Source organism: Microbacterium sp. GW821-FHT01D02 (assembly GCF_059422585.1).
This window is the reverse complement of record NZ_JBWKXB010000001.1, coordinates 808,051-821,563: the sequence shown is the minus strand read 5'-3', so window position 1 is coordinate 821,563 and position 13,513 is coordinate 808,051. Positions and strand designations below refer to the sequence as shown.

Genomic DNA, 13,513 nt, shown 5'->3' with positions numbered 1-13,513 from the left:
TCTCCTCATCGAGAGTTGCGCGCCGCGTCGGTGCGGGCGCCCCACGACGACTCGGGCGAGGTCGCGGTGGGTAGCAGTCTTCTGGCGGGAGACAGAGCCGTCAAACGTTTTCGAAAACAGTTTCCTTCTGGCCGTCCCCGAGGTCTACGCTGACCAGTCATGAGCGGGAGAACGACGATCCACGACGTCGCCAGGGCGGCCGGGGTGTCGGTGTCGACCGTCTCCAAGGCCGTGAACGGGCGCTACGGGATCGCGGATGCCACCGTGCAGCGGGTGCTCGACGCGGTGCGCGAGCTGGGCTACGAGTCCAGCCTGGTCGCGAGCAGCATGCGCGCGCGTCGGACCGGGGTCGTCGGCGTGCTCCTCGCCGACTTCGAGCCGTTCAGCGCCGAGATCCTGAAGGGTGTCGGTGCCGCCATGCACGACACCGCCTTCGACCTCCTCGCGTACAGCGGCTCCCGACACGGCGCCAGCGAAGGATGGGAGCGCCGCTCCCTGAGCCGCCTCTCGGGCACGCTGATCGACGCGGCCATCATGGTGACACCGACGGTCGTGAGTGCGGCCACCGAGATCCCGGTCGTCGCGATCGACCCGCACACCGGCCGCGCCGATCTGCCGACAGTGGAGTCGGACAGCTTCGGCGGCGCCCTCACGGCGACCCGCCACCTCATCGAACTCGGCCATCGACGGATCGGGTTCCTCGGCGGACGGCCCGACCTGCGCTCCGCCGGGCTGCGCGACGCGGGCTACCGGCGGGCGCTGTCCGACGCGGGCATCCCGGTCGACCCGTCGCTGGTCCGGCTGGGCCGCTACGAGCTGGAGACGACGAGGGAGGCGGCCCGGGTGCTGCTCGCGGGCCCTGCGCGCCCCACCGCGGTGTTCGCCGCGAACGACCTGTCGGCCATCGCGGTGATCGACGTCGCGCACGATCTGGGGCTGCGGGTGCCGGAGGACCTCTCGGTGATCGGCTTCGACGACGTGCCCGAGGCGTCCCGGCGTGCGCTGCCGTTGACGACCATCCGTCAGCCGATGCAGCGGCTCGGCGCCGTCGCCGCCGACATGGTGTTCACGCTCCTCGGCGGGGGAGAGGTCGAGCAGACGCACGTCACGCTCCCGACCCGTCTCGTCGTCAGGGCGACGACCGCCCGTCTGCACGGCTGAGGTCGCGCACGCGCTCCCACGCGGGTTCGGCGAGAGCCGCGGACAGGCGGGCGAACTCGTCGAAGCTGCGGCGTCCCGGCCAGTCATCCGGCAGCATCGACGGGGGCAGCCCGGGGTCGGTGTAGGGCAGCACCCGCCACCGGTCGATGAGCTGCACATAGGCGGCGAACGGCTCGGCGGGGAGCGCGTCGAGCGAGGCCTGGAAGGCGAGGTGGTCGGAGCGCAGCGCCTCCAGGTCCCACCACTGCGCCGCGGCGTCGACGAGCGTGCCGGCCGGCGCGGGGGCGGACGCCTGGAAGAGGGTCGCCCAGCGGCGGGCATCCAGCTCTTCGAGGATCTGTGCGGCCTCGTCCCGGAGGTGCCCGGGGCAGATCCACAGCGCGGGCGAGACGACTCCCGCGCCGATCCACTGCAGCCGACGGCGGAGCTGATGCCGCACGCTCCGCGCGCTCTCGGGGATCGAGAACGACACCAGGCACCACGGATCCGCGTCCGTCATCTCGCGCATCTCGAAGATGCGGCGATCGCCGCGCTCCAGCATCCCGACCGCGGCCGGATTCAGCCGGTAGCCGATCGCGTCGCCGCGCTCGGCGAGCAGCAGCCCCTTTTGCTTGAGTCGGGTGATACCCGTGCGTGCCTGCGCGGGCGGGATGCCGAGCTCACCCGCGAGCGTGACCAGGTCGGCCGCCGAGATCCACCCGCCGAGCGGGCGCAGGAAGACGCCGACGAGTGTCCGCAGCAGCGAGGCGGTGCTGCCGGGACGCGCATCGATGTCGTCCAGGACGGGCGCATCCCCGCGGTCAGAAGTCACCGGACTCCAGGGCGTCGCGCACCGCGAGCACGCCCGTGATCGTCTCGACGTGCGAGGTGCTCAGCGGGGAGAGTCCGAGGCGGATGCCGTCCGGGAAGCGGAAGTCGGGGATGATGCCCTCGGCCCACAGCCGGCGCGTGACCTCACGGAAGTCGGGGTGGCCGATCGTCACGTGACCGCCGCGGAGATCGGCATCCCGCGGGCTCAGCAGCCGCACGCCGAGCGGCGCGAGGACCTCGTCGTAGGCGCGCACCGCGAGGTCGGTCAGCGACCGGGACTTCGCCCGCACGCCCTCGATCGTGGACTGCTCGATGAGGTCGAGCATCCCCTGCATCGCGAGCATCGAGGTCACCGGCGGGGTGCCGCTGAGGAGCTGGCGGATGTCGTCGGACGGGACATACTCCGGGCCCATCGCGAAGATGTCGGCCGCGCTCCACCACCCCTGGATCGGCTGGCGCAGCACGCCCTGGAGATCGCGGCGCAGGTAGGCGAAGGCGGGCGAGCCCGGCCCTCCGTTCAGGTACTTGTAGGTGCAGCCGACGGCCATGTCGACGCCCCACTCGTCGAGCTGCATCGGGACGACGCCCGCCGAGTGGCACAGGTCCCACATCATCAGCGCGCCGACCTCGTGCACGGACGCCGTGATCGCGCGCATGTCGGCGAGAGCACCGGAGCGGTAGTCGACGTGGCTCAGCGACACCAGGGCGGTGCGCTCGGAGACGACCGCCTCGATGTCCGCGACCGTGACGCCGGACACCGGGTCGGGCTCGATCCACCGCAGCGTCATCCCCGTCTCGGCGGCGACGCCCTCGGCGAGGAACCGGTCGGTGGGGAAGTTGCCCGCCTCGATCACGAGCTCCGTGCGGGGCGTCCCTCCGTCATCGGTTCCCTCGACCCGTCCGAGGGCCGCGCGCATGAGCTTGTAGATGAGCACGCTGGTCGAGTCGGCGACGACGGTCTGACCGGCCGCGGCGCCGAGGGCTGTGCGGGCGATGCGGTCGCCGAGCTCCATCGGCAGCGCCATCCACTGCTCGTCCCAGGAGCGGATGAGCCGCGTGCCCCAGTCCTCGCGCACGAACGCCGCGAGCTTCTCCGGGGCGTCGCGCAGGGGACGGCCGAGCGAGTTGCCGTCGAGGTAGGCCGTCACGCCGGGGGCCTCGGCGAACGCGTCCAGGTGGCCGCGCAGCGGATCGGCCGCGTCGAGGGCGCGGGCCGCATCGAGCAGGGCGACGTCGCGGGGGTCGGATTCACGGGGAGCGGTCATGTCACACCTTCAGGTCGGCGGGGGTGAGCGGGCGGGCGCTGCGGATGTCGGCGGTCGCGGAGGCGCGACCGGGGAGGAGCAGCAGGAGGGAGGAGGGGTCGAGGGGGTCGACCGGGGCGAGCGCGCGCAGGAGGGCGTCGTCGTCGAGTCCGGCCGCGCGCAGGGCCGCGATCTCGCTCTGGTTCAGGTCGACGGGGGTGGGGCCGTTGCCCATGTCGGTGCCGTAGAGCACGGTGCCGCCCGCCGCATGGAAGCGTCGGACGTTGTCGATGGCGGTCGCGCGATCGGCGCCGTCGTGGATCGACAGGGTCGAGATCCACGCGAGGGACGAGGCCTGGAGGGCGATCTCCGCGTCGTCGAGGCGCTCGCTGAACGGGGCGTGCGCGAGCCTGGCGGCGCCGAGGCGGGCGGCACGCTGCGCCTCGCCGGGTCCCTCCGCGTGCACCACGACCGGCAGCGTCCGGGCCGCCGCGAGCTCGACGATCGTGCGGAGGAGCGCGTCCGGGAAGACGGGTCCTGCCGTGCTGTTGTCGGCGACCTTGAGGCAGGAGGCGCCGGCCTCGGCCATCTCGGCGACCGCGTCGGCGGCAGCATCCGCATCCGGGATCTCGCGCACGGATCCGGCCGGAGCCCAGGAGCGATCCGAGGGGTAGCCGCCCGGAGGGGTGAGGAAAGCCCCTGCGAAGTCGAGGCGGGGCGAGACGAGGCGTCCTGCGAGATCGCGCAGCACCCCGGGGCTCCCGCCGAGGTCGACCACCCGCCCGAGCAGCGAATCGGCCAGCAGCGCGTGGTCGACGAGCTGCAGGTGCACGTGCTGGTCGGTGAAGCCGCCGGTGACGACGCCGTCGAGCCGCGGGAGTCCGACCGCCGGGGTCTCGGCGCGCAGCCGCACGCGCCCGTCGACGACCTCGGCGACGCCCTCGCGCCAGCCGTCGCCGTCGAAGAACGTGGCGGCCCGCATCAGCTGCCGATCTCCGTCCGCACGGTGTAGAGCTCGGGGAAGAAGGTCAGATCCAGGGCGCGCTGCAGGAAGCCCACGCCGCTGGAGCCGCCGGTGCCGACCTTCATGCCGATCGTGCGGGCCACGGTCTTGAGGTGCCGGAAGCGCCAGAACTGGAAGTTGTCCTCCAGATCGACCAGGTCTTCGCACGCCTCGTACAGGTCCCAGTAGCGGCTCGGGTCCTGGTAGATCTCGCGGATCGCGGGAACGAGCCCCGGCGTCTCGCGGTAGGGCTCGCGCACGTCGCGCTCGAGGATCTCGGTGGGGATCGGCAGTCCGCGACGGGCGGCGAAGCGCAGGAACTCGTCGTACAGCGTCGGCTTCTCCCACTCGGCGGTGAGCAGCGCGAGGTTGGCGGGGTGGTCGGCGAAGACCTTGAGCATCTTCTCGTTCTTGTTGCCGAGCGCGAACTCGACGGCGCGGTACTGCACCGACTGGAACCCGGACGAGTTGCCCAGCGCGCCGCGGAACTGCGCGTACTCGGTGGGGGTGAGGGTCGCCAGCACCGACCACTGCTGCGTCATCACGTCCTGGATGCGCTTGACGCGGGCGATGCGCTTGAGGGCCTCGCGCAGGTCATCGCGCGCGAGCAGCTCCCGTGCGGAGGAGAGCTCGTGCAGGAGCTGCTTGAGCCACAGCTCGGTCGTCTGGTGCTGGATGATGAACAGCATCTCGTCGTGGTGCTCGGGCTCGCTCACCGGATGCTGCGCCGTGAGCAGCTGGTCCAGCGCCAGGTACGACCCGTAGGTCATCCGGCCCGACAGGTCGGTGACGATGCCGGACTCGAGGGCGCGTTCGTTCTCGGTGTGCATACGCCGAACATATCACTTCCGTGGCGCTCGTCACAGGTGTGAAATGTTCGTGCGGCAGAGGGAAGGGCGGCGTCAGCGGGTCGTGTGCGTGTCGAGGAAGTCGATGGTCTTCTGCAGCGCGGTCCGCGCATCGGGCAGGTCGAGGTGGAACTGGTACTCGTGGGGCAGCTGCGGCTCGTGCGGCGCCGGCCAGAACTGGGTCGTCACCTCGACGCCGAGCTCATCGAGGCGCTGGGCCATCGGGATCGACTGCAGCCAGGTGAGCCCGTCGCCGTTGCCGCCCGAGATGTACGTGGCAGGGAAGTCGGCGGTGACCCAGTCGATGGTCGACATCGTCGCGCCGGTGGAGTCCTCCGCCCAGGTCTTGGTGCCCGAGTACGCCCACATGGCCGACTTGAATCCCCATCCGGCGATGCCGTCGAGCTGCGCGAGCGCCGACAGGTCGTACACGCCGCAGTTGAGGACGGTCGCCACCAGCTGCTCGGGCTTGAGGGAGGGGGCGATGTCCATGATCTCGGCATAGTCGGGGCTCGTGATCAGGGTGGCCATCTGGCTGGCGAGCTGCCCGCCGGCGGAGTCTCCGGCGAGGACGATCTGGTTCGCGTCCACGTCCAGCTCCTCGGCGTGCTCGTCGATGTAGGCGAGGGCGGTGTCGAGCTGCTGGACGGCGAGGGGGTACACGCCCTCCGGGCCGATCGTGTAGTTGACCGCGATGGTCGTGTATCCCTCGGCGGCGAGGATACGCATGTACGGGTCGACGTTCTCCTTCGCGCCCGAGATCCAGGCTCCGCCGTGGATCCACACCACGGTGGGCAGCGGGCCGGTCGCGGATGCCGGGCGGAAGACGTCCATCGTGGTGTCCGCGCCGTCGTCGCCGTAGGCGACGTCCTTCTGCACCGAGAGCTTCGTGTCGGGCACGTGTCGATCCATCTCGGCGGCGGTGTCCTCGCCGCCCTTGGTGAACACCGCCCGGATGACCATGGCCGAGGGCCACGGCGTGAGTGCTCCGATGAGCGCGACCACGGCGACCACGGCGACGATGATCCCGAGCGCCACCTTCGCCCGGTGCCAGGGCTTTCGGGCCTTCTTCGGGCGTGCGGACTCTTCGGCGTGCGCGTCGATGCTCATGGACCCCTCCCACCGCTCAGTGTGGCAGCATTCCGGTTCGGTGCGCGGGGGAGGGTCGGGGCGGGGGCGGCCTCAGTCCGTGAGGCCGGCGAGGAGCCTCCGCAGGCCGTAGTCGAACGCGCGGTCCACGTCGCCGCCGAGTCGGAAGGCGCCGGAGAGCTCCATCTGCAGGAAGCCCGTCGCCCAGGCGGTGAGGAGTCGTGCCGCGTCGAGGGCGTCGTCCTCCCCGACGAGGGCGGATGCCGCGTGGATCAGCGGCGCCGCCGAGCGCTCGAGGGCGTCGTGCGGGGCTGCCACCGTGAACATGATGCGGAAGCCCTCCGGGTGCTCGTGCGCGAACGAGCGGTAGGCGTTCGCGAGGGCGGTCAGGTCGTCGCCCGCCGCCTCCAGCCGTGCCGTGAGCGCGTCGATCGACGCGGCGGCGACCGCGGCCAGCAGGGCATCCCGATCGCGCACCCGCTTGTACAGCGAGGGTGCGCGCACGCCCACGCGTGTCGCGACCGCCTGCATCGTGAGGCCGGCGGGACCGGTCGTCTCCAGGATCTCGCGTCCGGCCGAGACGATCTCCTCGATCGACGTGCGTTCGGGTGTCGGCATCGCGCCCTCCTCGATGGCTATTGACAATAGCCATGATAGCTACGTAACGTAGCCATCGCAAACATCCCGAGAGGATCGCCATGAAGCTCGCACCGCACCTGCACCGCCTCGGCAACGACATCGTCGCCTCGTACCTGGTCGACCTGCCCGAGGGGATCACCCTGATCGACGCCGGTCTCCCCGGCCACTGGCACGACCTGCAGCGCGAGCTGGCCGATCTCGGGCGCCCGCTGTCCGACATCCGCGGCCTCGTCCTGACGCACGGCGACAGCGACCACATCGGTTTCGCCGAGCGCCTGCGTCGGGAAGCGGGCGTGCCGGTGTTCATCCATGCCGCGGACAGCCATCGCGTCCGCACCGGCGAGAAGCCCAAGACCTCGATGGGGCCGGCGCGGCTCGGCCCGACGCTCGGGTTCTTCGCCTACGGCATCCGCAAGAACGCGCTGCGCACGCACCACGTCGCCGAGGTGGTCGAGGTCGCGGACGGCGAGGTCCTCGACCTGCCCGGCGCACCGGTCGTGATCGGCATGCCTGGGCACTCGCCGGGCAGCATCGCCGTGCACGTCCCGGCTGCCGATGCCGTGTTCGTCGGCGACGCTCTGACGACACGTCACGTGCTCACCGGGCGCACCGGTGCGCAGCCCGCGCCGTTCACGGACGAGCCGGCGGAGGCACTCGCCTCCCTCGACCGCCTGGCGGCCGTCTCGGCGTCCTGGGTGCTGCCGGGGCACGGCGCTCCGTGGCACGGAACGCCGGCCGACATCGCCGCCGCCGTCCGCGCGTCGGTCTGAACCGCCGCGCGGAATCCGCTCAGCGCGCGTCGAGGATCGCGGACGAGTCGCTGATCGTGATCTGCGGCGGATAGAGGCCCATCACCTGCAGCGCCGCCGCGTGGTTCTCGGCGGTCGATCCGGCGCACGCATCGGCCGCGATCGTCACGTGCACTCCGGCGTCGGCCGCGGCCAGGGCCGTCGAGATCACGCAGCAGTCCGTGGCGACCCCCGCGAGCACCACCCGCGCGCCGTGCCCGACGACGGACTCGAGCTGCGGGCCCCACTTGCCGAACGTCGGAAGATCGATCGTCGGATGCGGGGACAGCGCGGCGGCTTCGGGGACGAGGTCGAAGAGCGGGTCGTCCGCAGGCTGATCCGCGAACGGCCAGGCGGCGAAGTAGTCGCCCCACGACGTGGAGCGGTCGGCCGTCGGCATCCACCGGGTCACGAGCACGCGCTCGCCGAAGGTCGCGGCCAGGGCGTGGATGCGCGGCATCGCCTCCGCGAAGAACGGCGACCCCCATGCGGAGTCGGAGGACGCGAAGATCGCCTGCGGATCGATCACCACGAGCCAGGGGGCCGTGGTTGCCGAAGCGGGGGTTCCCGAGACGGTCGAAGAGGTCACGCGCTCTCCTGGCGACGGATCTTCCCCGCGCGCGCGAAGTACGTCACGAGGAACGAGAGGACCAGCGCGAAGAAGACTCCGAGGTTCGCGAACGCCCAGGCGCCGTCGCGTCCGCCGATGAGGAAGAGCAGGTAGCCCTGCCAGTTGTTCCAGGGCGCGTCTTCGGCGAAGCCGTTCACGACCAGTCCCCAGCCGATCACCGTGGTGACGACCATGGTGCCGATCGAGGTCCAGTCCCAGGCGCCGTAGCGGCCGCGGCTGTCGAACAGTGCCGCCTCGTCGTAGTCCTTGCGGCGGCGGAGGATGTCGGCGATCAGGATGCCGGCCCAGGAGGCCAGCGGCACCCCGAGCGTGATCAGGAAGCTCTGGAACGGGCCGAGGAAGTCGGTCGCGAAGAACACCACGAAGATCGTGCCGATCGTGAGGATCACGCCGTCGATCGCGGCGGCCGAGGGGCGGGGGATGCGGATGCCGAGGCTCAGCAGCGTCAGCCCGGAGGAGTAGATGCCCAGCACCGCGCCCGAGACGAGCGCGAGCACGGCCGTGAGCAGGAACGGCACGAGCACCCAGGGAGGAAGGATCGAGGCGAGCGCGCCGATCGGGTCGTCCCGGACTGCGGCGAGGAGCGCGTCGTTCGACCCGGCGAGCAGCAGACCGAACACCACGAGGATCACCGGGGCGACCGAGCCGCCGATCGTGTTCCAGGCGACGATCGCGCCGTCGGATGCCGTGCGCTTCTGGTACCGCGACCAGTCGGCGGCGATGTTGATCCACCCGAGCCCGAACCCGGTCATGACCATGACGAGCGCGCCGATCACCTGTCCGATGCCGCCGTCGGGGCGGGCGAGCACGGCGCTCAGGTCGATGGTCGGTGCGGCCAGGATGATGTAGAGCACGGTCACGACGCCGGTGACCCACGTCAGTACCGACTGCAGCTTCATGATCGTGTGATAGCCGAGCACGGAGGCCGTGACGATGAGGGCGGCGACGATCACGGTGGCGATGATCTTCAGCGCGATGCTGTCGCCGTCGCCGCCGAGCTGCGTGATGATCGTCGCGGTGGCGAGCACAGCCATGATCGCGAGGAACGTCTCCCACCCGATCGAGGTGAGCCACGAGACGATGCCGGGGATCTTCTGGCCCTGCACCCCGAAGGCCGCGCGGGAGAGCACCATGGTGGGGGCGGAGCCGCGTTTGCCGGCGATCGCGATCAGCCCGCACAGCAGGAACGACACCACGATGCCGATGACCGACACCAGGGTCGCCTGCCAGAACGAGATCCCGAAGCCCAGCACGAACGATCCGTAGGACATGCCGAACACCGACACGTTCGCGGCGAACCATGGCCAGAACAGGTCGCGGGGCTTCGCGGTCCGCTCGGACTCGGGGATGATCTCGATGCCCGCGCGCTCGATGAGAGCCGGCTTGATGTCCGTCATGGTGACATCCTGGCACTGCCGGGGCCCCGGTGGGCGGATGTGCCGCCGCGGGACGACCGACTCAGCCGGCGAAGAACGACTGCGCGGTGCGGGTCAGGTCATGCAGGTCGGAGACCCCCGCGAGCTCGCGCGCCGAGTGCATCGACAGGATCGGGATGCCGACGTCGACCGTGCGGATGCCGAGCCTGGTCGCGGTGATCGGGCCGATGGTCGATCCGCACGGCACGCTGTTGTTCGACACGAACTCCTGCGTGGCCACGCCCGCCCGCTCGCACCAGGCCAGCCAGGACGCGGTTCCGACCGCATCCGTCGCATACCGCTGGTTGGCGTTGATCTTGAGGATCGGACCGGAACCGAGGACCGGCTGCACCACCGGGTCGTGCTTGGCGGCGTAGTTCGGGTGCACCGAGTGACCGACGTCGCTCGACAGGCACCACGACGAGGCATAGGCCTGGCGACGCTGGGAGGCGTCGGCCCCGAGCCCGGCGTAGAGACGCTCGAGCACGTCCTCCAGGAACGGTCCGGCCGCGCCGGAGCGCGACTCCGATCCGAGCTCCTCGTGGTCGAAGGCCGCGAGCACGGCGATCGGCCCTCCCGCTGCCGGCTCGTGCGCTTCGAGGGCGACCACGCCGGCGTGCACGGAGGCGAGGTCGTCGAGGCGAGCCGAGGCGAAGAAGGCACTGTCCTTGCCGAACACCGCACCGCGGGCCGAGTCGGCGATCACGACGTCGTAGCCGCGGACGTCGGAGGCTGCGACGTCGGCGGACGCGGCGAGCTCGGCGAGGATGTCGGCCTCGCTCGCATCGCCCAGACCCCACACCGGCTGCGTCTCGACCTGCTTGTCGAGCGCGAGACCGTTGTTGACGCCGCGGTCGAGGTGGATCGCGAGCTGGGGCAGGCGCAGCAGGGGGCCGGTGTCGGCGAGCACGACGCGGCCGTCGGCGAGGGCGAGGCGTCCGGCCAGGCGCAGCTCGCGGTCCAGCCAGGAGTTCAGCAGCGGCCCGCCGTAGACCTCGACGGCGGCCTGCAGCCACCCGCGGGATCCGGTGGTCGGCTGCGGCTTGAGCTTGAAACCGGGGGAGTCGGTGTGCGCGCCGAAGATCTGCACCGGCGTCGTGGCGGTCGCATCCTCGGGGACCGTCCAGGCGATCGTCGCACCGTCACGGACGACGACGTAGCGTCCTCCGGCGGGAGTCGGCCAGGCGTCCTCCTCCTGCAGCCGGGTGAACCCGGCGGCCTCCAGGCGGCGGGCGACCTCGGCGGCTGCGTGGTAGCTGGAGGGCGAGGCGGCGACGAAGTCGGCGAGATCCTCGGCGTGCGAGAGGGCGACCGGGGTGACGGGCATGGAGTGCCTTCCTGGAGACGGGCTTGCTTCGAGCGTACTCGCGGCGCTGGGATCCCTCCCCCCGCCCGGAGAACGCGGCGCGGCCGTTTCCCGTCTGTTCATCCGCGCGCGTTAGGGTTGCCCTCGATAGCGCCTAGGGTTCCGGGGTCTCGCACCCGCCTGGTCCGAGCGGCGCCACGGTCCTCCTCCGCAGGAGGGCCGTCATCTGACAGGACAAAAGCCCGGAGGACCCTGTTCGTCGCGCCCGCGCCGAACGGAAGGGTCTCATCGTGTCGGCACTCGCGTTCGTCCTCGTCTTCGGGGCGGCGGTCGCCCACGCCGCGTGGAACATCATCGCCCACGGCATCAGCAGGGCCGGGGTGCCGTTCCTCTGGTGGGGCGCCGTCGGCAGCACCCTCGTGTGGGTCGGGGTCGTCCCGTTCACCGGCGGCCTCGGCACCGACGATCTCTGGTCGTTCGCCCTCGGGGTCGTCGTGTCCTCGGTGCTGCACGTCGGCTACATGGCGGTGCTGCAGCGCGGATACCGGGAGGGCAACCTCTCCACGGTGTACGCCACCGCGCGCGGCACCGGACCCTTCCTCTCCGTGATCGTGGCGGTGCTGCTGCTCGGCGAGAGGCCCTCGCTCATCGCGCTGATCGGCGTCGCCGCCGTGATCGTCGGTGTGGTGGCCATCGGACTCGTCGACCGCGGACGCGGTGGCGGCGCCCGCCGCATCGACCCCGGCATCCTCTTCGGTCTGCTCACCGGCGTCACGATCGCGATCTACACGATCTGGGATGCGCACGCGGTGCGCACCTGGAACCTCTCGCCGGTCGCGTTCATGGTCGGCACCACGCTGCTGCAGATCCCCTTCTACTCCATCGCGGTCCGGCGCCGGTGGGGAGCGGTCTGGGCGCTGGGCCGCACGCAGTGGCGCCGCATCGTCGTGTTCGGCATCCTGTCGCCGCTGTCCTACATCCTGGTGCTGACGGCGATCCAGATCGCGCCGGTCGCGCTGGTCGCGCCACTGCGCGAGGTGAGTGTCGTGCTGGTGAGCCTGTTCGGGGTGTTCGTCCTGCGGGAGTCGAAGCCGTGGTGGCGGATCGGCGCGTCCCTCGTGGTGGTCGCGGGGATCGTGCTGCTCGCGCTGTGAGCGTGGGGCGCCGGCTCTGTTCGACTGCATTCCGATATTCCGCAAAAGGGCTGCTGAACAGGGCTGTTTCGGGGGCGGAATGTCCGTGGCCCGGCGTTGAATCGAGGGTATGAACTCCCTCGCGGATGCTGTGGATCAGGTCGTCGCCGATCTCGATCGCGTGCTGTCCGTCGATGTGTTCACCGCGCTCACGGATGCCGAGCGGATGGACGCCCTGCGCGCTGCGGGTGACGCGCTCCGCCGCGTGGAGGCGGTGATCGTGGCGACGGTGGCCTCGGCCGAGCCGCGGTTCTCCGACGGCTTCGGCTGCCGCTCGACGAACGAGCTTCTGCAGCGGGTGGCGCGGGTCGACGCTCCCGGTGCATCGAAGATGCTCAAGGCGGCATCCGCCGTGCGACGTGAGGTGGCGTTGTCGTCGGGGGAGCGGCTTCCTGCACGCTACCCCGAGGTTCGTGAGGCACTCCTCGACGGTGCGATCGGGGTGGCCGGGGTTCTCGCGGCGACCGGACCGATCGATCAGGCCGGGGATCGGATCGGCGTCACCGACCGGTTGACGGCGGATGCCGCGCTCGCCGCGTTCGCGCGCGGGTGTCCTGCCGATGCCGATGCCGATGCCGATGCCGATGCCGATGCCGATGCTGGTACGGCGCCGCCGGCGACGCCGGACGACATCCGTCAGTTCGCGCAGGCCTTGGCGATGGCCCTCGACCCTGATGGCGCGGAGCCCTCCGACCTCCGGGCGCAACAGCAGCGGTTCGTGACGGTCGGGCGGTTGCGCGACGGCGTGCACCCGCTCCGAGGGAATCTGCTGCCGGATGCCGCGGCGCAGCTGCAACTCATCATCGACGCGCAGTGCAATCCGAAGACCGACGGTCCGCCGCAGCCGGGCGTCGTGTTCCGAGACTCCGACGCCGTGGCGGCCGAAGGCGATCCCGGGAACACCGATCCTGGGAACACAGATCCGTGGAACACGGATCCGTGGAACACCGATCCGCGCGCCGTGATCGATGCCCGCACCGCGGCGCAGAAGCGTCACGATGCGCTGGCCGCGGCGATGGGGATCGCAGCTCGTCACGATGAGATGCCGAAGCTGGCCGGCGCCGCACCCACTCTGGTGGTGCAGGCGGATGTGAAGGACATCGCGACAGGAGCAGGGTGGTCGACAATCGCCGGCTCGCAGGCTCCTGTCCCCCTCGGGGTGGCGAGACAGGCCGCGTGCGGCGGGGCGATCCAGCGTGTGCTCCTCGATGCGGGACGCATCATCGGTGTGTCCGTGACCGACCGGGTTTTCACGGTTCATCAGCGGCGTGCCATCGTCGCCCGTGATCGTGAATGCCTGATACCCGGGTGCCATGTTCCCGCTTCCTGGTGCGAGATCCATCATGTGATCGAGCACGCCAGGGGTGGCGAGACGCACACCGACAA

The 13,513-nt window shown here is 70.9% G+C and carries 12 protein-coding genes and 1 pseudogene; 4 read left to right on the top strand and 9 right to left on the bottom strand.

Annotated features, from left to right (window positions below):
• The first annotated feature begins 159 nt into the window (after positions 1-159).
• Positions 160-1,161 (top strand): LacI family DNA-binding transcriptional regulator, encoded by a 1,002-nt coding sequence (locus tag AC07VM_RS04030; RefSeq protein WP_494910062.1) that lies wholly within the window; start codon positions 160-162, stop codon positions 1,159-1,161.
• Here AC07VM_RS04030 and AC07VM_RS04025 read toward each other — a convergent pair.
• From AC07VM_RS04025 to AC07VM_RS04000, 6 genes are all read right to left on the bottom strand, one after another.
• Positions 1,130-1,972 (bottom strand): PaaX family transcriptional regulator, encoded by an 843-nt coding sequence (locus AC07VM_RS04025; RefSeq protein ID WP_494910061.1) that lies wholly within the window; start codon positions 1,970-1,972, stop codon positions 1,130-1,132. The two genes, AC07VM_RS04030 and AC07VM_RS04025, sit on opposite strands and share 32 nt — an antisense overlap.
• On the bottom strand, positions 1,962-3,236 hold the full coding sequence (locus AC07VM_RS04020) for a kynureninase (RefSeq protein ID WP_494910060.1): 1,275 nt from the start codon (positions 3,234-3,236) through the stop codon (positions 1,962-1,964). Before AC07VM_RS04020 ends, AC07VM_RS04025 begins: the two co-directional genes overlap by 11 nt.
• 1 nt (position 3,237) lies before the next feature.
• Positions 3,238-4,197 carry an amidohydrolase family protein gene (locus AC07VM_RS04015; RefSeq protein ID WP_494910059.1) on the bottom strand — a complete coding sequence of 320 codons (960 nt, stop codon included), beginning with the start codon at positions 4,195-4,197 and terminating at the stop codon, positions 3,238-3,240.
• Entirely contained in the window at positions 4,197-5,048 is an 852-nt protein-coding gene (locus tag AC07VM_RS04010) for a tryptophan 2,3-dioxygenase (protein ID WP_267415811.1), read from the bottom strand. The genes AC07VM_RS04015 and AC07VM_RS04010 overlap by 1 nt, the downstream gene beginning before the upstream one ends.
• Before the next feature lie 72 nt (positions 5,049-5,120).
• Positions 5,121-6,176: an alpha/beta hydrolase gene (locus AC07VM_RS04005; RefSeq protein ID WP_494910058.1), complete on the bottom strand. Its 1,056-nt coding sequence runs from the start codon at positions 6,174-6,176 to the stop codon at positions 5,121-5,123.
• A 72-nt stretch (positions 6,177-6,248) separates the two neighbouring features.
• Entirely contained in the window at positions 6,249-6,773 is a 525-nt protein-coding gene (locus AC07VM_RS04000) for a TetR/AcrR family transcriptional regulator (protein ID WP_494910057.1), read from the bottom strand.
• A gap of 80 nt (positions 6,774-6,853) precedes the next feature.
• On the opposite strand from AC07VM_RS04000, the gene AC07VM_RS03995 reads away from it, so the two are divergent.
• Positions 6,854-7,564 (top strand): MBL fold metallo-hydrolase, encoded by a 711-nt coding sequence (locus AC07VM_RS03995; protein WP_494910056.1) that lies wholly within the window; start codon positions 6,854-6,856, stop codon positions 7,562-7,564.
• 19 nt (positions 7,565-7,583) lie between these two features.
• Here the strand turns inward: AC07VM_RS03995 and AC07VM_RS03990 are convergent, their stop codons facing one another.
• From AC07VM_RS03990 to AC07VM_RS03980, 3 genes are all read right to left on the bottom strand, one after another.
• Positions 7,584-8,171 (bottom strand): cysteine hydrolase family protein, encoded by a 588-nt coding sequence (locus tag AC07VM_RS03990; RefSeq protein WP_494910055.1) that lies wholly within the window; start codon positions 8,169-8,171, stop codon positions 7,584-7,586.
• Entirely contained in the window at positions 8,168-9,610 is a 1,443-nt protein-coding gene (locus AC07VM_RS03985) for a purine-cytosine permease family protein (RefSeq protein ID WP_267415806.1), read from the bottom strand. Before AC07VM_RS03985 ends, AC07VM_RS03990 begins: the two co-directional genes overlap by 4 nt.
• Positions 9,611-9,671: 61 nt before the next feature.
• Positions 9,672-10,955, bottom strand: coding sequence for a M18 family aminopeptidase (locus AC07VM_RS03980; RefSeq protein WP_494910054.1), 1,284 nt, complete (start codon positions 10,953-10,955; stop codon positions 9,672-9,674).
• A gap of 269 nt (positions 10,956-11,224) precedes the next feature.
• Between AC07VM_RS03980 and AC07VM_RS03975 the strand changes: the two genes are divergently transcribed.
• Together AC07VM_RS03975 and AC07VM_RS03970 are read left to right on the top strand one after the other, a co-directional pair.
• Positions 11,225-12,088 (top strand): EamA family transporter, encoded by an 864-nt coding sequence (locus AC07VM_RS03975; protein ID WP_494910053.1) that lies wholly within the window; start codon positions 11,225-11,227, stop codon positions 12,086-12,088.
• Between the two features lie 109 nt (positions 12,089-12,197).
• Positions 12,198-13,403, top strand: a pseudogene (locus AC07VM_RS03970) (DUF222 domain-containing protein); the annotation flags it as partial.
• Between the last annotated feature and the right edge of the window lie 110 nt (positions 13,404-13,513).